This is a genomic window from Priestia megaterium, assembly GCF_041941685.1.
GTDB classification, from domain to species: Bacteria; Bacillota; Bacilli; order Bacillales; family Bacillaceae_H; genus Priestia; species Priestia megaterium_C.
Genome location: NZ_CP130958.1, coordinates 1,296,107 through 1,320,449, shown reverse-complemented (window position 1 = coordinate 1,320,449; position 24,343 = coordinate 1,296,107). Strand labels below are relative to the sequence as shown.

At 38.8% G+C, this 24,343-nt stretch carries 21 protein-coding genes, 1 pseudogene and 2 riboswitches; of the genes and pseudogenes, 6 read left to right on the top strand and 16 right to left on the bottom strand.

Annotation, left to right across the window (positions count from 1 at the left end; all coding sequences use genetic code 11):
• The first annotated feature begins 42 nt into the window (after window positions 1-42).
• On the top strand, window positions 43-411 hold the full coding sequence (locus Q5794_RS06895) for a CidA/LrgA family holin-like protein (RefSeq protein WP_192996945.1): 369 nt from the start codon (window positions 43-45) through the stop codon (window positions 409-411).
• Window positions 408-1,094: an LrgB family protein gene (locus Q5794_RS06890; RefSeq protein ID WP_013056013.1), complete on the top strand. Its 687-nt coding sequence runs from the start codon at window positions 408-410 to the stop codon at window positions 1,092-1,094. The genes Q5794_RS06895 and Q5794_RS06890 overlap by 4 nt, the downstream gene beginning before the upstream one ends.
• A 42-nt stretch (window positions 1,095-1,136) precedes the next feature.
• On the opposite strand, the gene ptsP is transcribed toward Q5794_RS06890, so the two are convergent.
• The 9 genes from ptsP to Q5794_RS06845 form a co-directional block, all read right to left on the bottom strand.
• The gene (ptsP, locus tag Q5794_RS06885) at window positions 1,137-2,858 is read right to left on the bottom strand and encodes a phosphoenolpyruvate--protein phosphotransferase (RefSeq protein WP_214985579.1); all 1,722 of its coding nucleotides are present in this window, start codon (window positions 2,856-2,858) and stop codon (window positions 1,137-1,139) included.
• Window positions 2,858-3,124 carry a phosphocarrier protein HPr gene (locus Q5794_RS06880; RefSeq protein ID WP_013056011.1) on the bottom strand — a complete coding sequence of 89 codons (267 nt, stop codon included), beginning with the start codon at window positions 3,122-3,124 and terminating at the stop codon, window positions 2,858-2,860. Before Q5794_RS06880 ends, ptsP begins: the two co-directional genes overlap by 1 nt.
• Before the next feature lie 18 nt (window positions 3,125-3,142).
• Window positions 3,143-5,197: a glucose-specific PTS transporter subunit IIBC gene (gene ptsG / locus Q5794_RS06875; RefSeq protein WP_214985577.1), complete on the bottom strand. Its 2,055-nt coding sequence runs from the start codon at window positions 5,195-5,197 to the stop codon at window positions 3,143-3,145.
• 270 nt (window positions 5,198-5,467) lie between these two features.
• Window positions 5,468-6,316 carry a glucose PTS transporter transcription antiterminator GlcT gene (gene glcT / locus Q5794_RS06870; RefSeq protein ID WP_192996943.1) on the bottom strand — a complete coding sequence of 283 codons (849 nt, stop codon included), beginning with the start codon at window positions 6,314-6,316 and terminating at the stop codon, window positions 5,468-5,470.
• Between the two features lie 131 nt (window positions 6,317-6,447).
• On the bottom strand, window positions 6,448-7,173 hold the full coding sequence (locus tag Q5794_RS06865; RefSeq protein WP_374988920.1) for a hypothetical protein: 726 nt from the start codon (window positions 7,171-7,173) through the stop codon (window positions 6,448-6,450).
• 588 nt (window positions 7,174-7,761) lie between these two features.
• Window positions 7,762-8,232, bottom strand: a complete 471-nt coding sequence (gene ribE / locus Q5794_RS06860; RefSeq protein ID WP_013056007.1) for a 6,7-dimethyl-8-ribityllumazine synthase — start codon at window positions 8,230-8,232, stop codon at window positions 7,762-7,764.
• Between the two features lie 91 nt (window positions 8,233-8,323).
• Window positions 8,324-9,517 carry a bifunctional 3,4-dihydroxy-2-butanone-4-phosphate synthase/GTP cyclohydrolase II gene (locus tag Q5794_RS06855; RefSeq protein WP_374988919.1) on the bottom strand — a complete coding sequence of 398 codons (1,194 nt, stop codon included), beginning with the start codon at window positions 9,515-9,517 and terminating at the stop codon, window positions 8,324-8,326.
• Window positions 9,518-9,533: 16 nt separating this feature from the next.
• A complete protein-coding gene (ribE, locus tag Q5794_RS06850; protein WP_013056005.1) occupies window positions 9,534-10,193 on the bottom strand; it encodes a riboflavin synthase in 660 nt (219 codons plus the stop codon).
• A gap of 278 nt (window positions 10,194-10,471) precedes the next feature.
• Window positions 10,472-10,622: riboswitch (FMN riboswitch) on the bottom strand.
• 107 nt (window positions 10,623-10,729) lie between these two features.
• Window positions 10,730-11,764: a hypothetical protein gene (locus tag Q5794_RS06845; RefSeq protein ID WP_013056003.1), complete on the bottom strand. Its 1,035-nt coding sequence runs from the start codon at window positions 11,762-11,764 to the stop codon at window positions 10,730-10,732.
• A 343-nt stretch (window positions 11,765-12,107) separates the two neighbouring features.
• Window positions 12,108-12,214: riboswitch (SAM riboswitch) on the top strand.
• 107 nt (window positions 12,215-12,321) lie between these two features.
• Here Q5794_RS06845 and Q5794_RS06840 point away from each other — a divergent pair.
• The 3 genes from Q5794_RS06840 to Q5794_RS06830 all read left to right on the top strand — a co-directional run bounded on the left by Q5794_RS06840 (window position 12,322) and on the right by Q5794_RS06830 (window position 18,782).
• Window positions 12,322-14,160 carry a bifunctional homocysteine S-methyltransferase/methylenetetrahydrofolate reductase gene (locus Q5794_RS06840; protein ID WP_214985573.1) on the top strand — a complete coding sequence of 613 codons (1,839 nt, stop codon included), beginning with the start codon at window positions 12,322-12,324 and terminating at the stop codon, window positions 14,158-14,160.
• Entirely contained in the window at window positions 14,161-17,604 is a 3,444-nt protein-coding gene (gene metH / locus Q5794_RS06835; RefSeq protein ID WP_214985571.1) for a methionine synthase, read from the top strand. It begins immediately after the preceding gene.
• Between the two features lie 380 nt (window positions 17,605-17,984).
• The gene (locus tag Q5794_RS06830) at window positions 17,985-18,782 is read left to right on the top strand and encodes an HAD family hydrolase (protein ID WP_374988918.1); all 798 of its coding nucleotides are present in this window, start codon (window positions 17,985-17,987) and stop codon (window positions 18,780-18,782) included.
• 57 nt (window positions 18,783-18,839) lie between these two features.
• On the opposite strand, the gene Q5794_RS06825 is transcribed toward Q5794_RS06830, so the two are convergent.
• The 5 genes and pseudogenes from Q5794_RS06825 to Q5794_RS06805 form a co-directional block, all read right to left on the bottom strand.
• Entirely contained in the window at window positions 18,840-19,046 is a 207-nt protein-coding gene (locus tag Q5794_RS06825) for a hypothetical protein (protein WP_013055999.1), read from the bottom strand.
• A gap of 48 nt (window positions 19,047-19,094) precedes the next feature.
• Complete coding sequence (locus Q5794_RS06820; RefSeq protein ID WP_013055998.1) at window positions 19,095-19,358, bottom strand: hypothetical protein; 264 nt, start codon at window positions 19,356-19,358, stop codon at window positions 19,095-19,097.
• Between the two features lie 204 nt (window positions 19,359-19,562).
• Window positions 19,563-19,937, bottom strand: a pseudogene (locus tag Q5794_RS06815) (cytochrome-c oxidase).
• A 174-nt stretch (window positions 19,938-20,111) separates the two neighbouring features.
• Complete coding sequence (locus Q5794_RS06810; RefSeq protein WP_214985567.1) at window positions 20,112-21,410, bottom strand: NCS2 family permease; 1,299 nt, start codon at window positions 21,408-21,410, stop codon at window positions 20,112-20,114.
• Window positions 21,411-21,640: 230 nt separating this feature from the next.
• Window positions 21,641-21,928, bottom strand: a complete 288-nt coding sequence (locus Q5794_RS06805; protein WP_013055995.1) for a hypothetical protein — start codon at window positions 21,926-21,928, stop codon at window positions 21,641-21,643.
• Between the two features lie 675 nt (window positions 21,929-22,603).
• On the opposite strand from Q5794_RS06805, the gene Q5794_RS06800 reads away from it, so the two are divergent.
• Window positions 22,604-22,963: a YueI family protein gene (locus Q5794_RS06800; RefSeq protein ID WP_192996937.1), complete on the top strand. Its 360-nt coding sequence runs from the start codon at window positions 22,604-22,606 to the stop codon at window positions 22,961-22,963.
• A gap of 24 nt (window positions 22,964-22,987) precedes the next feature.
• Here the strand turns inward: Q5794_RS06800 and Q5794_RS06795 are convergent, their stop codons facing one another.
• Both Q5794_RS06795 and Q5794_RS06790 read right to left on the bottom strand, forming a co-directional pair.
• Entirely contained in the window at window positions 22,988-23,701 is a 714-nt protein-coding gene (locus tag Q5794_RS06795) for a cell wall hydrolase (RefSeq protein WP_374988917.1), read from the bottom strand.
• Between the two features lie 313 nt (window positions 23,702-24,014).
• Complete coding sequence (locus Q5794_RS06790) at window positions 24,015-24,341, bottom strand: hypothetical protein (protein ID WP_214985564.1); 327 nt, start codon at window positions 24,339-24,341, stop codon at window positions 24,015-24,017.
• Window positions 24,342-24,343 lie beyond the last annotated feature (2 nt).

Below are 24,343 nucleotides of genomic sequence, written 5' to 3'. Positions count from 1 at the left end.
CTAGGAATGAATGAATAAGAACATAAATAAAGGAGGCTAATCATGAAACTGATTATGGTGATTTTACAGATTTTATTACTAACGGCTCTGTTTTTAATAGGAGAAAGTATTTCACAGTGGTTTGACCTCCCAGTGCCAGGTAGTATCATCGGATTTTTCTTACTGTTTTTCTTACTGTACTTTAAAGTAATTAAATTAAGCTGGGTTGAACAAGGTGGAACACTGTTAGTGGGAGAACTATTACTATTTTTCATACCAGCCGTCGTTGGACTCATCAATTATGGAGATGTATTGATGCATTTTGGAATCCAGATTGTGATTATTATCACAATCAGTACGATTATTGTGATGTCTATAACGGGAATCATTGCAGAACATATTTCAAGAAGAAAGGAAGGTACGCTAAAATGACATTACTCACATGGATTGCTCTTCCGCTTACACTGCTCGTTTATGTCGGCACAAAAGTGCTCTATAAAAAATATAAGTCTATGCTAGTTTCCCCTATTTTACTAGCCCCCATTCTTTTAATTGGTATCTTATTAGTAACGAATGGCTCTTATGATCATTATAAGCAAGGTGCCAGTGCTATTAGCTTTATGCTTGGACCAGCAACCGTTGCTTTTGCTGTTCCTATGTTTAAGTATTTTGATTTACTCAAAAAACATCGTGTTGAAATCAGCTTAAGCGTAGGGCTCGGCACGTTTGCTGCCATGATATCTTCCATGCTGTTAGCATTAGTGTTTCATTTACAATCAACGCTGGTTCATAGCTTGATTCCAAGATCGGTTACGATTCCTATTGCAGTTAATGTATCTCAGACGCTAGGAGGAGATCCAAATATCACCATTATGTTTGTGATTATAACAGGTGTAGTAGGATGTATGGTCGCTCCAAAACTGATTAAGCTCCTCGCACTGCACTCTTCTCTAGCAAGAGGTCTTCTTTTAGGAGTAGCTTCTCATGGGACAGGTACAGCAAGAGCTTTTGAATTTGGAAAAATTGAAGGTACTTTTTCTAGCCTTGGCATGATCGTAGCAGCACTTCTTACAATGCTGTTTGCGAATATGCTTCTGCCTACTATTTTCGCTTAAAAGATAAAAAAGGTGTGATCATATATGATCACACCTTTTTTATTATCCAATATGAAAAGTTGATTTTACGAACTCAATAACTTCTTCCGTAGAAGACATTGATAGAATTGTATCTAAATGCGGTTCGATATCAGCTTTTGATAATTGACGGATTTGAGAACGAGCTTTCAGAATAGATGTTGCACTCATTGAGAATTCATCTAAGCCTAAACCTAAAAGAATTGGAATTGCAATCTCATCTCCTGCCATCTCTCCGCACATGCCTACCCACTTACCTTCTTTGTGAGCCGCTTTGATTACCATATTCACCAAGCGAAGAATCGCTGGGTTATACGGTTGATATAAATAAGAAACGCGCTCATTCATGCGGTCAGCAGCAAGCGTGTATTGAATTAAATCGTTTGTTCCGATAGAGAAGAAATCTACTTCTTTAGCAAATAAATCTGCGATTACCGCTGAGGAAGGAATCTCTACCATCATCCCTACTTCGATGTCTTCCGAAACTTGTACGCCTTCTTGTTGAAGTTTAGCTTTTTCTTCTAAAAGAATAGCTTTTGCTTGACGGAACTCATCAACAGTAGCAATCATAGGAAACATAATTTTCAGATTACCGTATACGCTTGCACGTAGAAGCGCACGAAGCTGGGTACGGAACATGTCTTGCATCTCTAGACATAAGCGAATGGCACGGAATCCTAAGAATGGGTTCATTTCTTTTGGTAGATTTAAATAAGGAAGCTCTTTGTCTCCACCAATGTCAAGAGTACGAACAACCACTGGTTTGCCTTCCATACGTTCAAGAACTGTTTTATAAGAAGTAAACTGCTCCTCTTCCGTCGGAAGCTCTTCGCGGCCCATATATAAGAATTCTGTACGATAAAGGCCAACGCCTTCGCCGCCGTTTTCTAATACGCCTTTTACATCTTCTGGTGTACCAATATTAGCTGCAAGTTCAACGTGATAATCATCAGCTGAAACCGTTTTTTCATTTACAAGCTTAGCCCACTCAGCTTTTTGTTCTGCATATTCAGCGGCTTTTTTCTCGTAAGCTTTTACTGTTTCTTCGCTTGGATCAACGATAACTTCGCCATCTAAACCATCAACAATTACTAATACGCCGTTTTGAATGTCTTCCATAACTGTTTTTGTACCTACAACAGCTGGGATCTCCATTGAACGCGCCATAATTGCTGAGTGAGAAGTACGTCCGCCAATATCTGTTGTAAATCCTTTTACGAACTTACGATTTAACTGTGCTGTGTCAGAAGGCGTTAAATCTTCTGCGATAATGACAACTTCTTCTGAGATTAAGCTTGGATTTGAAACGTTTACACCTAAAAGATGAGCTAATACACGTTTTGTTACGTCACGGATATCAGCAGCACGTTCTTTCATATATTCATTGTCCATTGACTCAAACATATTAATAAACATTGCCGCTACTTCATCGAGTGCATGTTCAGCGTTTACATTTTCATTTGTAATTTTATCTTTAATTGGATTAATAAGTTCAGGATCGCTTAGAACTAATAAGTGAGCTTCAAAGATTTCTGCTTTGTCATCTCCAAGTTCTTTACGAGCGTGCTCTCTAATAATTTCAAGTTCTGATTTTGACTTTTCTAGCGCAGCTTCTAGACGTGCTACTTCTGCTTCAACTTCAGTTACTGATTTTTTTTCAACGGTTAATTCTGGATTTTCTAGACGAAATGCTTTGGCAATAGCAATGCCGCTAGAAGCGGCAATGCCTTGAATTTCCTTTGTCATTATTCGCCTAATCCTTCTTTGCTCATTGTATCTTCAAGAGCAGCAAGTGCATCTGCTTCGTCAGAACCTTCTGCAGAGATAGTGATTGTAGCGCCCTTTTGAATACCTAAAGACATAACGCCCATGATTGATTTCAAGTTTACAGTTTTACCGTTGAATTCTAAGTTGATATCAGAATCAAATTTGCTTGCTGCTTGTACTAAAGTTGTTGCTGGACGTGCGTGAATTCCTGAGTCTGCTGTTACTGTAAATGTTTTTTGTGCCATGTTAAATCAATCTCCTTTTTACTTTGAAATGTTAATAATATTTGCTTCTTGTTGAGAAACTTGGCCCTGCTTTAAGATATCAATTTTTTCATCAGCTTGTAAATTCGTGAAAATGATCGGCGTAATCGTCGATGGCGCATTTTCTTTTACAAAGTCTAAATCAATTTTCAATAGAGGCTGTCCTTTTTTCACTTCATCGCCTTGGGCAACTAAAGCTTCAAAACCTTCGCCTTTTAAATTAACTGTATCAATACCAACGTGAATTAAAATTTCACGTCCAGTCGTTGATTCAATACCTAAAGCATGTTTCGTCGGGAATAAGTTTACTATTTTTCCGTCCACTGGTGCAACTACTGTGCCTGTTTTCGGAATAATTGCAAAACCGTCACCCATTAATTTTTGTGAAAATACCTGATCTGGTACTTCCGATAAAGGTACCAATTCTCCCTCAATCGGTGAAACAATATCATTACCATTATCGCTTCCTACTTCAGATGTTGCAACAGGTTTTTCAATTGTTTTTGTCTCTTCTTTTGTGACAACCGGTGTTTTGCCATTCATAATGTCTTGAATTTGACCTTTTAACGTGTCAGATTTCGGACCGAAAATAGCTTGAATATTGTTACCAACTTCCAGAACACCAGCTGCTCCAAGTTTTTTCAAGCGGTTTTTATCAACATTACCTACATCATCTACTGATACACGCAAACGCGTAATACAAGCATCTAAATGTGTAATGTTTTCTTTACCGCCAAGTGCAGCTAAAACATTTGTTGGAAGCTCTGTTGCTTCTACTTTTACATCTTCTTCTCCTTCTTCTTTATCTTCACGACCCGGTGTTTTTAAGTTAAATTTACGGATTGCAAAGCGGAAACCGAAGTAGTAAATAACTGCTAGAACTAAACCTACTGGAATAACTAGCCACCATGCTGTACGGTTTTGCATAACTCCAAATAGAACGTAATCGATAACCCCACCTGAGAATGTCATACCGATTTTAACATTTAATAATTGCATAACCATAAATGATAAACCAGCAAATACTGCATGAATTGCAAATAGTACGGGTGCTACGAATAAGAATGAGAACTCAAGCGGCTCTGTAATACCCGTTAAGAAAGATGTTAAAGCAGCTGAACCCATGATACCAGCTACATATTTTTTGTTTTCAGGACGAGCTTCGTGATAAATCGCAAGAGCTGCTGCTGGCAATCCGAACATCATGAACGGGAATTTACCAACTTGGAATGTTCCTGCTGTTAAAGGCACGCCATCTGCTAATTGAGCAAAGAAAATCTTTTGGTCACCGTGAATATGTTGACCTGCTTTATTAACGTAATCACCAAACTCAAACCAGAACGGAGAGTAGAATATGTGATGAAGTCCAAATGGAATTAATGAACGTTCAATCAATCCAAATACAAAAGCTGATAAAGTTGGGTTTGCATCGATCATGTTAGTAGAGAAAGCATTTAATCCGCTTTGAATTGGCGGCCAAATGAAAATCATAATAACACCTAAAACAATTGAAAATACCCCCGTAATGATTGGTACAAATCGTTTTCCTGCAAAGAACCCTAAATAAGATGGTAATTCAATATTGAAATAACGATTATACATGGATGAAGCTAAAATACCTACTATGATACCCCCGAATACACCTGTAGCTAACGTAGGAATTCCTAAGATGCTAGTGTAAGCTGGATTGGCACCCATTTTGTCAGGATCTAGTTGTCCTGTAGCAACTAAGATTGTGCTCATCGTTTTGTTCATAATTAAGTAGCCTACGATTGCAGCAATACCTGCTACACCGTCACCACCAGCTAAACCAACGGCAACACCAACGGCAAACAATAGCGATAAGTTGTCAAATACAATTTGACCCGCTTGCGACAAAACATTTGAAACCAATTGAACCCAGTCTGCACCAAGGGCCGGTACTGCATCCAACAATGTAGGGTTTTGAAGCGCTGTCCCTACTCCAAGTAAAATCCCTGCTGCCGGTAAAATCGCAACCGGTAACATAAGCGCTTTTCCGACTTTTTGTAATACTCCAAAAAGTTTTTTAAACATGGCGCTTACCTCCTTTTATATATTTAGTGTGCAACAAGCTATTTATTTGATACGTAAATCATTAACACGCTTTCATAAAACGCTTTCTTTAACTAGAAAACTCATTACATCTCCTGGTGTCCTGAAGCCTAGACTTTAAATGATTGCGCTTTCTTGTAACAAAAAAGGCATGAGGAAAAAGAAACGATAAATGGATACACTCATCCAATTACACATCGCTTCATTTCTCACTCATGCCTGATCGTATCAGTAACACGTATTGAAATGATTTTATAAATCCGTTTTTGTTATAAGTCGCTGCAGATGCATCGTTAAGTAAACTGCTTCTGCTTCATACACAGGTAAATGTAACGCTTGCTGCATTACTTTTATCACTTTCCAAGACACATTGTAACACAGGGGATATTCTTCTTTCAATAGCAAAGCAATTTTTTTTGGCTCTTCTATTTTTTCTCCTGTTTTTACTCGATCAATAGCAAAATGCAAATGACGAATTAATCTCATATAGTGCACAGATTCTTTGTCTACCTGCAGATGAAGCGATTCTTCAATTACATTAATAATCGTTTGAATAAGCTGCGAGTCTTGATTCACTTCCAGCAGGTTTTTTTCAGTCAACGCACTGTGGATATGAAGCGCAATAAAACCAATCTCTCCTACTGGAAGGTGCACGCCTATTTTGCGACTAATAATTTCTACCACTTCAGATGCGATCGTATATTCCTCTGGATATAAAGCTTTTGTTTCAAGTAAAAATGGATTTTTAAGCCCCATTCCCTGCTGAAAACGTTTTATCGCAAACGCGATATGATCCGTCAATGAAATGTGTATATGCTCATTCAAAGGAATGTCAACACGCTTTTGAATGTGCGTTACAATATCATTCATCATTTCAATCACGTCTTCATCCACCTGCGCTAAAAGCTGCTTGTACTGTTCTTGCTCTTCTTCACTCTTTAACAAAAACATTTTCTCCACGGCTTTTGCATCGATTTCATCGCCTTTTTTCTTATTGAACCCTATTCCTTTCCCAATTAGCACAACTTCATCATAGGTAAGGTGTTTAGCAATTAATACATTATTATTAAGTACCTTTTCTACAAAAAAGGACTCTTTCACGAATCCTTCACTCCCCTGTTTCGGCTTTCTATTATTTGCTTTCCTATCTTACAAATAATACGCATAACCGTCAATTCATTTTTCTTTGTTTCAAATATTATTGAACTAAACTATTTGAGTTACGTATTATCTTAGTAGTTCTTCGCTGGAAACGCAACGTCTTTTTTGCTCGTCCCATAACAATTTTTCATAATAAAGTTTTGAAGCATAACGCTCAGAATGAATGCACCCGCTTGTAGAAGCGTAAAAAGAACAAGTGAAGTGGTAATAGATACCAGCAAAACCCCATAGTGAATCAGTAAAATATCTACTATACGCAGCCCCGCTATAATCATTCCAGCTCCAACAAAAAATTCTTTGGCTACACTCCAAACGAGGAGAATCGTAACAATACAAACGTAAATCATCGTGGCATTTACGGAATCATGAGTAGCCGACGCAAACCATCCCGTATAAAACCAATTATTATGAAAATATGCTAACAGCATAAACATAATAGTAGAAGTAATGGCGAGCATCCCGAGAACAAATGTAGTGTAATGCACAAATGTCATATACCGTTCTGTTAGCCATACATACCAAATCTTTGAAATGCTAAAGCCTATAGTCATTAAAACGCCTGTATAAACTGTTTTCCACCAGTGATGTGTATAAATATCCCAGTGTAAAAATAATTCTTCAATCCCCATAAACATAGTTGAAATGAATAAAATATAGTGGAATTTTAATTGATAAGCAGCTACCACCATAGCCATGATTGGAAAAGCAAACGCTTGAGAAGTTAAGGAACCAAACAAATTATCAAAATATTCATTGGTCATAAAATCAGGATCGTAATCGTAACTTTCAAACAACACAAATACAACATACTCTAGTACATAAGCCATTCCAATGATAAAAAAAGCAAAACGACTAGCTTTTTATCTTTTTTACGTATGAATACTGTAAGCAAAACGGCTGTGCTGATAATAATCAATGCAAAAAAAGCAGTATAATGAGGCATAGACGTCTCCCTTTTCCGACCTAATTATTACTTAGAGTAAGACGTTTTAGCCAAATTATACATAGCTAGCTTCTATTCAAAAGAGCTTGAGACATAGCTACATCAATCCAATCTAAAGGCGAACAAACGGGATACATGAGATAGTATAGATCGCTTTCTACACCGCTGTTGATTTCCGTGCAAGACTTCGCTTTCCGCGGGCGGCCGCTGAGCCTCCTCGTCGCCTACGCTTCTGCGGAGTCACAGTTCTTCCGCTTTTCTCGCAGAAGCCTTTGCCTTACCCTTTAATCTACAGCTAGAAGCCACTACATACCTGAAACCTACATTCACCATGCCAATGAAAAAATCCGAACGATTCATCGTTCGGACCTTCCTTCAACTAACATACTTTTGTTTCAGCCTCTTTCGACTCTTCAACTTACAAAAACTGGAATGGCGTCTATTATCCTTCAATCATTTTTGAAAGGTTAGCCATTTCGATAGCTGATGCTGCAGCTTCCCATCCTTTATTTCCTGCTTTTGTTCCTGCACGTTCAATTGCTTGCTCAATTGTTTCAGTTGTTAATACACCAAAGATAATTGGCACGCCTGTTTGTAAGCTTTGAGATGCAACGCCTTTTGCTACTTCATTACATACAAAATCAAAGTGTGGAGTAGCTCCTCGAATAACGGTTCCTAGCGTAATCACTGCATCATATTTTTTAGATTCAGCTAATTTTTTGGCGATTAATGGGATTTCATAAGCGCCCGGCACCCAAGCCACGTCTACGTCTTCATCAGCTACGCCGTGACGTTTGAGCGCATCTTCTGCTCCACTAAGTAAACGGCCTGTAATAAATTCATTAAAACGCCCTACCACGATTCCGATTTTTAATCCTGTGCCTACTAAATTTCCTTCATATAAATGATTCATCTTTTGTTCCTCCTGCTAGTATTAATATATAGTTATTTACATTTCTTTTCATGAATTAGCTTCATTTGTTATAACGAAAAAAAGTGTAAAATTATAAATGTAATAAATGACCTAATTTTTTAGCTTTTGTATCTAAGTATTTTTTATTGGCATCCACTGCCGGCATTTGAAGAGGCACTCGCTCGATCACTTCAAGGTCGTAGCCTTTTAGCCCAGTAATTTTACGAGGGTTATTCGTTAAAAGCTTCATTTGTTTGACTCCAAGGTCTTTTAAGATTTGAGCACCAATTCCATACTCTCGTAAATCTGCAGCAAACCCGAGTTTTTCATTCGCTTCTACGGTATCGTATCCTTCTTCCTGCAGCTTATATGCTCTTAGCTTATTTAGTAAGCCAATACCTCTGCCCTCTTGACGCATATACAGCAGAATGCCGCGTCCTTCTTGTTCAATTTGCGTAAGAGCTGCGTGAAGCTGAGGACCGCAGTCGCAGCGTTCAGAACCAAACACATCTCCAGTCAAACACTCAGAGTGAACGCGAACGAGAACGGGGCTATTGTGATCAATATCACCTTTGATAAGAGCCACATGTTCTTTATTATCAAGTTTATTTGTATATCCTACAGCTTTAAACTCACCAAATGCCGTAGGTAAGCTTACTTCTACTTCACGGCTAATAAGCTGGTCATGTTTGCGGCGGTAGGCAATCAAATCTTTTATTGTAATCATTTTTAAATCAAATTGCTCTGCAATTTTTGTTAAATCCGGTACGCGTGCCATTGTTCCATCTTCATTCATAATTTCACAAATAACACCCGCAGGCTTTCCCCCTGCTAATACTGCTAAATCAACAGCAGCCTCTGTATGACCTGCACGCTGCAGAACGCCCCCATCTTTTGCAATCAATGGGAAAATATGTCCTGGGCGTTGAAAATCACTTGCTACCGTCGCTTCATTTACAAGAGCCATAACGGTAGCAGAGCGTTCGTATGCACTGATACCTGTTGTACTTGAAATATGATCAATACTTACTGTAAATGCTGTTCCATGTACATCCGTATTGTTCGCTACCATCGGGTGAAGATTCAATTTATGCGCAATTTCTTCATTAACAGGTGTACAAATTAATCCTCTTCCATGAGTAGCCATAAAGTTAATAACCTCAGGCGTCGTTTTTTCGGCTAATGCAATAAAATCTCCTTCGTTTTCTCGATCTTCGTCATCGCATACAATAACCACTTTTCCCTTTTTTAACTCTTCAATGGCTTCTTCTACTTTATGAAACATCTCTTTCACCTCACTGTTAATTTGTAAAACCATGCTGCTGTAATAAATCCTTCATGTTACCTGAACGATTCGAGGCGCCAGGAGTTGACTTATTTGTCATCATCTGATGCATATATTTAGCTAACATATCGCATTCAATATTCACCTTGTCTCCTCGCTGTTTGTCTCCAACGACTGTGTGAAGCACCGTATGAGGAATAAGAGAAATAGTAAATGATTGGTTGCTGACATCAAAAATAGTAAGACTTGTTCCGTCTACGGAAACAGATCCTTTTAACATCATAAATTCACGAAGTTCAGGATCGACTTGAATTTCATAATAAAAGGCATTTCCTTTACGTGTTTTGCTTACAATGGTTCCAATTCCATCAACGTGTCCGCTAACGAAATGCCCTCCAAACCGGCCATTTGCAGCCATCGCCCGCTCTAAGTTAACACGTGATCCAACGGTTAGAAGCTGAAGGGTACTTGCTTTAATCGTCTCCGGCATGACATCGACCGTAAATTCATTTTGAGAGTAAGCCGTTACGGTTAAACAAACGCCATTAACTGAAATACTGTCCCCTAAGTTCACATCTTCTAACACGGTCTTCGCATCAATCGTAAGAACAATTGCTTCTGTGGCCTTTTGAATACGTTTTATTTTTCCAATTTCTTCAATGATACCTGTGAACATTTTCTTCACCTGCTTTGGCGCTATTCCAACTTCTTATACCGTTTTGAAATAGCAGCTGCTTTTTTTTCATATTTATCTTTCCCCCAACCACTGAAAATAAAAAAGCCCCTTGAACAAATGTCCAAGGGGTCGGCTGAGCTGAATCAGTTTTATCTATGCAAAATTCCGCTAATTGTATACGAAATAAACAGTTATATTTTGTGTACAAAAACAAGGGTAGCTTTAAAAAAGGCAAGCGTGTCCCTTATTAATTCAACACAAAAAAACAACTGTGCTTCCTGATCCTTCTCCCATCCAGACTTTTACTGTCGGCTCTAGATTTTAACTAGATCCACCGCTAACATACATCGTATGAAAACGGGTCACGGGCTTAAAAGCATACGCTTTATCACCGCCGGTTGGGACTTACACCCGACCCCGAAGGATAATATATTCGACTGCTATAGTCTTATTTGTTTTACATTATAGCAAAGTAAAATCGACTTGTCACATCATTTAACTTCGTTTTTTCACATCTATTCTTTAAAATCCAGCTTTTAGCTTATTTTTTCTTTTTTAATACATAGCATCCATACAAAAGCTAGTCCAATATAGCCAAATATCGGATACAAAAACTCAAGAAGCTGGGCATATCCGAATTGCCCAATAATAAAGCAAGCCAAGATAATAAACGCAAAAGCTTGTTTGTCATTCAGGGGAAGAAATGACTGAAGCTGCTTAGCGATTCCAAATACATTTCCAATCAATGTAGTAAAAATCTCGCCTAACACAACTACCGTAAATAAAACATTCACCCACGCTGAGATATTTTTAACAACGGCACTCATCGGAATATCAAGTTGAAATGAATAAGGCAAATTGGAAAGGGCAAGATGAGTAGAAACAAGCATAAACGTAAGTACACATCCTCCTATTACGGCCCCTTTTTTAATCACGCTCCTATCTTTCACGGAGCTTCCTAATGGAACCAAAACGGCCTGAGCCAAAGCTAGATTTAGGGAAATATATAAAAAGGGACTAACCGCCCACTTCCACTGCGTGACGAGCGTTAAATCCGGCTTCGTTTGAATCAGTGAGAAATAGCTGATATTTGGCACAAAGATGATAAAAGCAAATGAAAGCATCATCGGCACAACAAGAGAATTAACCATTAAAATACCGTTAATTCCTTTTGCGATAAATATATAAGTTAAAACAATTGTAAAAATCATCCCAACAGGAGGCCACAGCCCGAACTGTTCTTTTCCTATTGCCCCCGTACTCGCTAGCATGACTGAAGTTACTCCAAATAAAATGACAATCATTACACCGTTTACCGCTTTTCCAAGCACATCACCAAATAAATATGTATTAAGCTGCTGATAAGAAGAAGCCCCAATTGCGTGCGAAAGCAGCATCATTTTCGAACCTAGCCAAATAAAAAACAAGCCGCTGACCAAAATTCCGACCATTCCAAGTTCCCCGTACTGTGTAAAAAATTGAACGATTTCCTTGCCTGTTGCAAAACCGGCTCCTACAACGGTGCCTACATACGTAGCAGCAACCTGCAGCGTGAGTTTCCACCTTTTCATGCCCATCACCCTTCTACCCTTCATAGTTCACTATATGTAGAAACGATTAAAAAAAGACGAGCCTTTTTACGTGTACATCTACGCATCTCCCAGCGCTTGTGCCTTTCGTTTATTTTTTATTTTTCATTTTCTTTTTGTATTTCTCACAAAAAACTCCTTAACCCCTAACATAACAGTCATTTCCAAACAAAATATACGGATATTTTCCCTTTAGCTTTTAAATTTCCCTCAATATTTGCTGGAAATTCACAATTTACTGTTGTATAATTTCTAAAAATCAGATAAATTATTAAATAAGTATTCTTTCTATTTAAAAAAATATGTTTCAATTATATAAAATTGATTCTTATCATGAGAGGTGGAGGGACTGGCCCTTTGAAACCTCAGCAACCAGTCGTTAGAGACATGGTGCTAAATCCAGCAAGCAATTTATTGCTTGGAAGATAAGAAGGCGAAAAAAGTCTTCTTCTTAAGAAGACTTTTTCTATTTTATCGGCATATTGCATAAAACGAATCACTCGTGAAATAGAAGCGGAACAATTTAAGGAGGTTTTGACATGGGGTTACTTGAAGATTTAAAGTCTAAAATTTTAATTGGGGATGGTGCCACTGGTACCCTCCTTTACTCACACGGTATTGACAGCTGTTTTGAAGAACTAAACATCACCAAACCAGAAGAGGTTTCTCGTATTCACAGAGCCTATGTAGAAGCTGGTGCAAACGTTATTCAAACAAATACGTACGCTGCTAATTATCAAAAACTTGCCCGTTATGGATTAGAAGATTCAGTCAAAGACATCAATGTTGCTGGTGTAAAATTAGCAAAACAAGCTGCAAAAGATCAGGCTTACGTGGTTGGTACACTCGGCGGAATTCGTTCCTTCCAAAAAAACGCTATTAGTTTAGAAGAGGTTAAGCGAAGCATTCGTGAACAAATGTTTTGGCTTTTAAATGAAGGCGTAGATGGCCTTTTGTTTGAAACATACTATGATTTCGAAGAATTAAAAACCGTTCTTACACTGGCAAGAAAAGAAACAGATAAGCCTATTATTACCCACGTTTCCCTGCATGATATTGGCGTACTGCAAGATGGCCGTCCTTTAGCAGATGCATTAAAAGAATTAGAAGCGTTGGGAGCAGATGTTGTCGGGCTAAACTGCCGTTTAGGTCCTTATCATATGATTCAGTCTCTTGAAGAAGTACCGCTTCCTGATCGTGCTTTCTTATCTGCTTACCCTAATGCCAGCCTTCCAGCGTATGTGGAAGGAAAACTGGAATATGAAACGAATGAAGACTACTTTGTAGAAAGCGCGCGTTTATTCCGCGAACAAGGGGTTCGCTTAATTGGAGGATGCTGCGGTACAACACCAGCTCACGTACGCGCAATGTCATCTGCCTTAAAAGACCTGCCTCCGATTACAAGCAAAGTCGTTAAAATGAGACCAGCCGTTACGGTTCAAGAGCGTGAGCAGCAGGATAAACCTCATATGCATGAAATTGTGAAGAAGCGCCGCTCGGTTATCGTCGAGCTAGATCCGCCTAAACAGCTTGGTCCGACGAAATTTTTAGAAGGCGCAAAAGCACTTGATAAAGTCGGCGTAGATGCTATTACATTAGCTGATAATTCTCTTGCCTCACCTCGCATCAGCAACTTGGCAATGGCAACACTGATGCAGCAAGAAACAAAAGCACGACCGCTTATTCATATTACCTGTCGCGACCGAAATTTAATTGGACTTCAATCTCATTTAATGGGACTTCATACGCTAGGAATGAATCAAGTACTTGCAATTACCGGTGATCCGTCAAAAGTTGGCGATTTCCCTGGCGCCACTTCGGTCTACGATTTATCTTCATTTGACTTGATTAGTTTAATCGCTCAGTTTAATGAAGGACTATCTTATTCCGGCAAACCGCTTGGTCAAAAAACCAATTTTTCCATCGCAGCTGCCTTTAACCCAAACGTGCGTCACTTAGACCGAGCCGTTCAGCGTTTGGAAAAGAAAATCGACTGCGGGGCTCATTATTTCATTACTCAGCCTCTCTATTCAACTAAGCAAATTGAAGAGGTATACGAAGCAACCAAACATTTAACAACACCGGTATACATCGGTATCATGCCGTTAACAAGCGCAAGAAATGCTCGATTTATTCACCATGAAGTACCTGGAATTAAATTATCCGAAGATATTCTAGAACGCATGGATGCAACGGGAAATGACCGAATTCGCAGTGAAGTCGAAGGTCTTGCGATTGCAAAAAACTTAATTGATACAGCATATGAGTTATTTGACGGTATTTACTTAATTACGCCGTTTATGCGCTATGAAATGACCGAAATTCTAACACGCTATATTCATGACAAGCAACTTGTTACATCAGAAAGGAAGATATAAATGAGCTCACTTATCGAACAACAACTAAAGAAGCGAATACTCGTCATCGATGGAGCAATGGGAACGATGATTCAAGATGCTGATTTAACCGCTGAAGATTTCGGCGGCGAAGAATATGAAGGCTGCAACGAATATTTGACTCGAACAGCGCCTCATGTGATTCAGCGCATTCATGAAGAGTACTTTGCAGCAGGTGCAGACATCATTGAAACCAATACGTTTGGCTCAACATCTACCGTACTTGATGAATACGATTTAGGTCACTTGGCGTATGAATTGAATATCGAAGCTGTGAAGCTTGCTTGTGCAGCCCGCGATAAATATTCAACTCCCGAATGGCCTAGGTTCGTAGCTGGAGCTATCGGTCCTACCACTAAAACTCTCTCTGTTACCGGAGGCATTACATTCCCTGAGTTAGTAGAATCGTACGAAGAGCAAGCTCGGGGCTTGTTAGACGGCGGCGTTGACTTACTTTTAGTCGAAACCTGTCAAGACATGCTAAACGTAAAAGCCGCGTTTCTAGGCATTACAGCGGCGTTTGAAAAACTAAAAACCGAAGTTCCTATTATGATTTCAGGAACAATTGAGCCTATGGGAACAACTCTCGCTGGTCAAGATATCGAATCTTTTTACTTATCACTGGAACACATGAAGCCTCTTTCAGTCGGACTTAACTGCGCGACAGGCCCTGAATTTATGACGGATCATATTCGCTCACTTTCAGACCTAGCCACTTCAGCAGTTAGCTGTTATCCAAATGCTGGACTTCCGGATGAAGAAGGCAATTACCATGAATCCCCTGAGCTGCTTGCTCAAAAAATTAAAGGGTTTGCTGATAAAGGCTGGCTGAACTTTGTAGGCGGATGCTGTGGTACAACGCCTGCTCATATTAAAGCACTGGCTGAAGCGGTAAAAGAGGTTGCGCCTCGTTCGCTTGATCGCTCCGAGCATAACCATGCTGTAACCGGTATTGAACCACTTGTATATGACGATTCTATGCGCCCTCTTTTTGTCGGAGAACGTACGAATGTAATCGGTTCTCGCAAGTTCAAGCGTCTGATTGCGGAAGGAAAAATTGAAGAAGCATCTGAAATTGCGCGTGCTCAAGTTAAAAACGGTGCTCACGTTATTGATATTTGCTTAGCAGATCCAGACCGTGAAGAAATGGAAGACATGGAGGAATTTATTCAAGAAGTTGTAAAAAAAGTGAAGGTTCCTCTTGTAATCGATTCAACGGACGAGAAAGTTATTGAAAAAGCTTTAACGTACTCACAAGGTAAGGTCATTATTAACTCCATTAACTTAGAAGATGGTGAAGAGCGTTTTGATGCAATCTTACCGCTAGTAAAAAAATTCGGTGCAGCTCTGGTTGTCGGTACAATCGATGAAACAGGCATGGCCGTTACTGCAGAACGAAAAGTAGAGATTGCTAAACGCTCACATGATTTGCTTGTTGAAAAACATGGCTTTAATCCAAAAGATATTATTTTTGACCCTCTTGTGTTTCCTGTAGGGACTGGTGATGAACAATATATTGGTTCTGCTGAAGAAACAGTTAAGGGAATTAAAATGATTAAAGAAGCCCTGCCTGATTGCCTGACCATTCTTGGCGTAAGTAACGTGTCATTCGGTCTTCCTCCAGTCGGACGTGAAGTACTAAATGCCGTTTACCTTTATCACTGTACGCAGGCTGGACTCGATTATGCCATTGTTAATACCGAAAAATTAGAGCGCTATGCTTCTATTCCAGAAGCTGAAATTGAGCTTGCTAATGCGTTATTATTTAACACAACTGATGAAACGTTAAGCACGTTTACCGACTTTTATCGTGATAAAAAGAAAGAAGCAAAAGTAGAAATTTCTACGTTAACACTCGAAGAACGATTGGCAATGTATATTGTCGAAGGTACAAAAGAAGGATTACTTCCTGATTTAGAACAGGCTTTAGCTCAATATGATGATCCGTTAGATATTATTAACGGACCGCTTATGAAGGGGATGGCGGAAGTTGGACGTTTGTTTAATGACAACCAGCTGATTGTAGCAGAAGTGCTTCAAAGTGCGGAAGTTATGAAAGCATCCGTTGCCTTTTTAGAACCTCATATGGAAGCAACTGAAAATGATTCTGGAAAAGGCAAAGTAATTCTTGCAACGGTTAAAGGCGACGTACACGATATCGGTAAAAACTTAGTAGACATCATTTTGAGCAACAATGGTTTTAAAGTAATTGATTTAGGAATTAAAGTAACGCCGCAGCAGCTGATTGAAGCAGTAAAAGACGAAAAGCCAGACATCATTGGCCTGTCAGGTCTTCTAGTAAAATCAGCTCAGCAAATGGTTTTAACTGCACAAGATTTAACACAATCAAGCATTGATGTTCCAATTATGGTAGGAGGCGCTGCCCTTTCCCGTAAATTTACTGACTTTAAAATTGCCCCGGAATATGAAGGTGCGGTCCTCTACGCCAAAGATGCGATGGACGGATTAGCGTTAGCAAATAAGCTGCAGAACAAAGAAGAAGTTATTCAGCTTTTAGCAGATTTAAAAACGCGGCAAGAAAAGAAAGTAACGGTTCGAGAACGCCAGCCTCAAACCGCTCAAGCAGCTACGGCTGTTTTAGAAAGATCCTCTATTTCAACGGACGCTCCTGTTTTTGTACCGGCTGATTTAAAGCGGCACGTTGTCAAACACTACGATTTGGCACAGGTTCTTCCGTATATTAACTGGCAGATGCTTTTAGGCCATCACTTAGGACTAAAAGGAAAAGTGAATAAGCTGCTTGCTGAAAAAGACGAGCGTGCTGTTCAATTAAAGGAAACCGTTGATGACCTGCTCGAACTGGCACTAAAAGAAAACTTAATTAAGCCAGCGGTTATTTATCAGTTCTTCCCTGCTCAAGCAGACGGAAATGATTTAATTATTTATGATCCTGCTGATGAAAAAACAGAAATTGAACGCTTTACCTTCCCTCGACAAGTAAAAGGACAGTTTCTGTGCTTATCTGATTTTGCAAAGCCTAAAGAAAAAGAGATGGACTATGTATGTTTCTTCTCTGTAACAGCAGGAACAGGCATTCGCGAACGCGCGGCGAAATTTAAAGAAAACGGCGAATTTTTAAAGAGTCACGTGTTCCAAGCTCTTGCGCTTGAACTAGCTGAAGGTTTAGCAGAACGTGTTCATCAGCAAATTCGTGACCGCTGGGGATTCCCCGATTCGCCTGACTTTACAATGGCGGAGCGTTTTTCAGCCAAATACCAAGGTCAGCGTTTTTCATTCGGATATCCTGCATGTCCAGACCTTGAGGACCAAGCAAAACTGTTTAAATTACTTAAACCTGAAGACATCGGCATTCAGTTAACAGACGGTTTCATGATGGAACCAGAAGCTTCTGTTACAGCCCTTGTTTTTGCACATCCTGAAGCGAAATATTTTAACGTATTATAAAATATGGCCGCGGTCTTTTAGACCGCGGCTGTTTTTTCACAGTGAACAAACCTGAAAAAAAGGCTGCGACAAATGTATTTTAGTTGAAGAAAGATCCGAACGGTGAATCCAGATTCTTGACTGAGAATCAACTCCATTCGGATTTTTTCATTGTGATGGTGAACTAGGTTTCATGTAGCTGTTTCTAGCTGTTGATTGAAGGGCAAGGCGAAGACTCCTGCGGGAAAAATTGATGTAGTTATGGCTCAATCTCTTTGAATCCACCGCCGGTTTGAGCTTTTTTTATGAGTTTCTTGGGAAACACTGATAGAATAAGGAATGTAATAAATTTGTAACGTTCTTATCTCGGAAAATTTTTCAAGGATAGGAATTTTCAAGAAATGATTAAATTATTTGTAAGCGACTTAGATGGCACTCTTTTACACGAAGAAAAATACGTAGAACAGCATAATGCAGACGCACTTAGTGAACTTCAGCGCCAAGGGGTAGAGGTTTGTCTTGCTTCTGGACGAATGGATACGGAAATTTTAAAAATTTCTACTGATATTAATAATACATTTCATCGCATAAGCCAAAACGGAGGATTTGTGTGGACCAAAGAAAATCAAGAACTTCATAGAAAAGTGTTTGAAAATGATTTAGCGGTTCAACTTTATAAAAAAACGATAGATCCTAACCGTATTACGCTTGTCTGTTCAAACGACACCAATTATGTAGAGCAGCGAAATGAAATTATTGAAGCAATTGAAACTCACATGTTTTTCCCTATCGAAGAACAAATTGAAATGACAGATTCATTTGGTCACACTCTTTCTCCATCTAAAATCACGGTTCTTGGAGATCATGATGAAATGGTAGCTCTGCAAAAAGAAGTGAACGAAGAGTTTGGTGATTATATTGATACATATATTTCTGCCAAGCAGTGTTTGGATATTATGCCTAAACATATCAGCAAAGGAAATGCCATTGAAATTTTATTAAATCATCTTCAGCAAAAACCAGAGGAAATTGCATGTATGGGGGATTCATTTAATGATATTCCTATGTTTCAATTAACGCCGAACAGTTTCGCTATGGCTACAGCTCCTGAAGCTGTTCAGCGCCACGCCTCTGCTGTTGTGTCATCAGTTAGTGAAGCAGCGCGTATTGTTTTAGAAAAAAATAAGCAAACAACCTAAAAAAAGCGGTCAACGTTTAAATTGACCGCTTTTATCTATTTAATAAGAAAACGGTAGTTATTTTTTTCGTAAAGAACGAAAAAATTCACCTAAGCTTTTTTGCTTCCCATCTGCATGCTCTCCGTGATTAACCAAGCTGCTGATTCTTTCTCGTCGAACAACAACCATAATAAGAGTGGCAAAAAAGATAATGGAAACGGCAATGACAACCAGTGCAAGAACGGATGCTACAATAGCTTCAGAAGTCGTTAGTGACGATAGCATCTGCCTCGTACACCTCCATTTCGTTTGTGGCGAAAAGGAGCCTAGCAATTAGAAATGCAAATAATCTTTTTTCTCAGCTTGATGCATGTTATTATACACCATTTTCATTTTAGAAGCTGTAGCTTTTAAAGACGTAGACGAATCCACATCTTCGGCTAACATAATGTTTACTAAGTCAACCACAGAACGAGACAACAACTCTACATTATTTTGCAACTCTAATTCGTCATAAGTCGTACGGTCTTGAAGACGAAGTCGAATAATTTCATTTGCTAGCTCCCTAACACGCACTAATTGTTGATGTTCTCCCATAGTATCTCCGCCGCAAGAAACTTATAATCAGCCCTTTTATTGGCTTTTATAAGAGCTAGAAATCCGTGCAGCTTACCCCTCCTTATAAAGATGCCTAGCACACCTTTATGTAAATCACACTTTCACCTTGTTTACATGTATATTCGCTATAGCTGGTTCTTTTTCCTTTTGAAATTAGCAGCCATCGTCAACGACCTTCTTCGTTTATCGTTCAGATTTCAAATTTTTAAGGATGTGATATACAAAAATTAAAACGCCAATAGCTGTAAGTGTTGCTCCTGCTGCCACTACGGGTGTAAAAGCTTGGTTTTCTAGTACGATCATGAAAAATAAACCAATCATCATGACCGGTAATCCTATATTATGCAACCATACGTGCAGTTTGGCTAATTTACTTTCGCTAAACGCAGGAAACAAATAATAAATAAGTCCCGCTAACGTAAGCTACGTCCATCCTAATAAATTGATGTGCACGTGAACAGGTGTCAAAGCGTAGCTGTGAACAATTGACATATAATACCCCAACATGATGCCAATTCCAAAATAAACGGCTGATATTTTAATTAATTTAATTCCCATCGTTTTCTCCCCCTTATATCCCCCTCCGACTTCTGTACTACTTTACGCAGGAAACGTCATTTTAGAAGCGGCAGATTAGCCAAAGGACACGAAATACGGAGTATGATATCTAAAAAGAGGATTCTTTACCGCAAACACAAAAAACAGCTGAGCAAAAGTACTCAGCTGTCTATTTTAAGCAATATAATGCAGCACAAAATTCAAGAAAAACAACAGCGCGCTTACATACATAAACACCGATACTTCACGCATTTTACCAAGGAATAATTTAAGCAGTGGATAAGCAATGAACCCAAATGCAATTCCATCAGCAATGCTGTACGTAAGAGGAATAAGCGCAATAATTAAAAATGCAGGGAAACCTTCTGTTAAGTCCTGTAAATTGATGTTTTTGATATTTTGAATCATCAATGCTCCAATAACAATGAGAATAGGTGCAATAGCACTATCTGGAACCAGCTTGATAAATGGAATAAACAGAAGTGAACTTAAAAATAAAACTCCTGTAATCAGCGATGTTAAACCCGTTCGCCCTCCAGCTGCAATACCAGATGCTCCTTCTACAGAAGACACCGTTGGACTTGTTCCAAACACGCCGCTTAGCAAAGCTGAGGCGGCTGTTGCTTGAAAGGCTCGCGGAAATTTGCTATCTTGATTCATCATACCTAGCTGACCATGCAGCAAACCGATATTTTCAAAAATTAATACCATTGTTAATGAAAAGACAGCTGCCCAAAACGCAACGTCTCCAATAGCTCCAAAAGACAATGTGCCAAAGCTGCTAAAGAAGTCGTTCACGCTCCCAGCGGACTGTCCTTTTTCTGCACCGCTTCTTACACCAAGTAAGAAGGCAAGGACTGATCCAGCAATCATGCTTAACAAAAAGTTACCTTTCACATTTCGGATAAACAGTACGATTGTGATAATTAACGTCAACAGCGTACTGATCACAAACGGATCTGACAAGTCTCCAAGTGCTACAAAAGTGTTTTCGCTTGGAACTACAAGCTTCCCTTTTTGCAAACCGATAAATGTTAAAAATAAGCCAACACCGACTGTTATCGCTTCTTTTAGCGAATGCGGAATCGAAGAGACAATTTTGGCAGACAGTCGTGAAAAAGCTAATGCTATAAAAAGAAAGCCGGATATCACTACTGCTAATAGCCCTTCTTGCCAAGATAACCCCATTGATTGAACCATCGTATACGTAAACAATGCATTAATCCCCATACCTGGCACCAGAATAAGAGGCGCATTTGCCCAAAAAGCCATAATAACACAGCCTACAAAAGCCGAAGCTACTGTTGCGAATATTCCTGCTTCAAGCGGAATACCGGCATCAGACAAAATGGTTGAATTAACAGCAATAATATACACGATGGAAAGAAATGAAATGACCCCAGCTAAGCTTTCTTTTCCAACAGTTGTTTGGTGGTCGTTTAAACGAAACAACTTTTCAAATAATGCGTTCAATCTAATTTCCTTCTTTTCATCTATCCCTCGCCCACCCAGTGACCAAAAATGCCACCGAAGTTATTATAGCAAAATCAACAATTGTTGCAAGGAAAACTTGTCTCCTTTAGCTTAAGCGTTCATTCCTTATTTAAAACTGTTATCATTTTCTAAACGTAACGTCTTGCATTCATTCTATATATACCTTGGATTGGACATAATAAAAGAGCGCTTTATCAGCGCTCATTGTTTTAATAATAATAAGGATAATATGGTGGGTACGGCGGATAATATGGTGCTGGATAACCGTAATAACCTGGACCTCCTAGTGCACTTCCAAGAACTAACCCTCCAAGAAATGGCGCTCCAAAGCCCCAACCCCAAGGGCGACCAAAGCCAAAGCCGAACCCCGGACGGCCGAAGCCAAAACCAGGACGACCGAAACCAAAACCTGGGCGACCGAAACCGAATCCTGGACGACCAAAGCCTCCAAAACCACCGAATGGTCTTCTTATGTCATTAATATCAAATTCTTGCATGATACATACCTCCTCAAATTATATTTCATTCTCTTTATTACATATGTTATTCACCTACTTCTTGCATAGGCGATCGCCTCTTTTTTTGTGATTTCTTAAAAAATATTCCTTTTCTACCACCTCGTTAGGATTAAACAAGCGTATAGACATATATTTTTTAAGGCTTTGAAACATACTGCATGTAACTTATGTAAAATAAGAGAGATGAAACGAGGAATGCACCTTTACAATTTTCATCAGTTGCTGCAATGAGGAATAAACATAATATGAACGCATAAAAAGAACGCTCAACAAAAATGTTGACCGTTCTTCTTATGAAAATACATAGCGATTTTTTATTAATTTATCTGACCCTTTGCTTGACCGTATATGCCCTAAAGCTATATAATCCCCTTTTTATACAATGCGCTTTGAACATAAAATCATAGGAGCGTCTCCCCAAACGCTGCTATGTATGTATATCTGTAATCGCTTACAAACCTTTAATAAAAAACCGATATGATTTTCTATCTATTTACATTAAACAATATTTTAGGCTAAATTTCAACACATTTTTTGTTTTTCTTTGTACTCAGCAAAAAAACAGGTGATATAGCACAGTGATTTTCCTTTTTTCCTGTCCCTTTTACTTATAGCCATAATCGTTTATAGTTTATAATGAAAGGAAGTGACGCAATGTCTGATCAACTAGAAGAATACTTAGAACGAGGAATGTACGGAGCAAAGGAAACAAAAAGAGACGAAAGAAGATATTTCTTAACTGCGCTACGTGAGAATATTGAAATTGCGCTAAAAAAAGGGCAAGTCATGAAAAAGGATACAGCAAAAATAAAGCCTCTTTTAAAAAAAGTGAAAGACGGTCATTTGTTTTTAAATGGCTCCTTGTCTTATTCATACCTCTCCCCCTACATTCAAGCGGCTAACCAACATAAAGTGCCTTTTACCATCGTTCAGAACTTAGAAGCTGATACCGATATTGGTCTGGTTTTAACGGGTTCTGAAGGCAGTTTGGAACGAAATATCTTTTTAGACTAAAAAAAGAGCCCGAACGGCTCTTTTTTATTTAGCAAATACATGATGATCAATTGTTTTAATGACAGCACGTGAACGGATCCAGTTATCGGTAGCTGTTTTTGGATTATAAAAGTAAATGGAATCGTCTAAACGATCTTTTCTAGTCAATGCTTGCTCTACTGCTTTTTTCGAATCTTCTGAAGCAGGTTTGTTAATTGATCCGTTTTGGACCGGTGAAAAAGCGTATGCTTTTCCGACAACTTGTTTAATAACTCCTGTTACCGTATCTGGAAACTTCGGAGAATCTACACGGTTTAACACCACCGTTGCTACCCCTACTTTTCCTTCATACGATTCGCCTTTTGCTTCAGCTTCTACTAAGCGAGCTAATAAATCTTTTTCACTTGCGGAAATCGAAACTGCAGGTGTTTCCTGCTCTGCGGGTTTGGCTTCTGGTTTTGGTTCCGGCTTAGCCGTATTAGCCGGTGCTGCCGTTGAAGGTTCCGTTGTTTCAGCAGCCAGCACTTTTGTCTTACTCGGAATAGCTAATGTTTCACCAATATAAATCATATCTCCTTGACGATTGTTTAATTTTTTAATATCGTCAATTGTTACACTATATCTTTCACCTAACTTCCAAAGACTATCGCCTTTGACTACTTTATAATTAGTTGCAGCCGTAGCTGTTGCATTAAAACCTATAAATGAAAGAGTAGCTAAACAAGCTACTACCATTGATTTCATATAACTATGTTTCATAGGTAATACCTCCTGAAATTTCGTATGGTATTACTCTATCATAGCTATATAGGGGTTTCACCGAACGATTCAATTACATTTCTTTAAGTTTGATGAACAAAATTACGTTCGGAACACAATTATGACATTGTACCTTGTTTTTTTGTCATAATCACGGTAATTTTTCTAAAATGCAGGTATATTTTCCCGCTTTATTTCAGTTTAATCAGAAATTTCTTCATTCGTTTTTCCCCTATAATTCTTATGATAAACATTTAAATTCATCTACTTTTACACAAAAAAGCTGAATGTTGTAATCAACATTCAGCTCTTTTTAATCTTCAATCTCAATTTCTACAACGTCATAGAAATCAATCACTAGTTTAGCACCCATATCATCCATAAACGTAAAGACGTCTTGATCATCTGCTAAATGTATCACGTATCCGGTCAACTGCTGTTCACTGTTATCGTAAACAGTAGTAATTAGAATTTTTTTATGATCTACATATGCTTCTTCTAATAACGAATGGAGGTCATAGTCCCCGTCATCTTCGGGCCGGTTCGTTAACAGCATCCCATAAGTCGTCATTCCATTTTTATCTTTCCATATATGATCTGCAAAATAAAAAGGTGCTGTACTTTTTCGAAACTCATCCATAA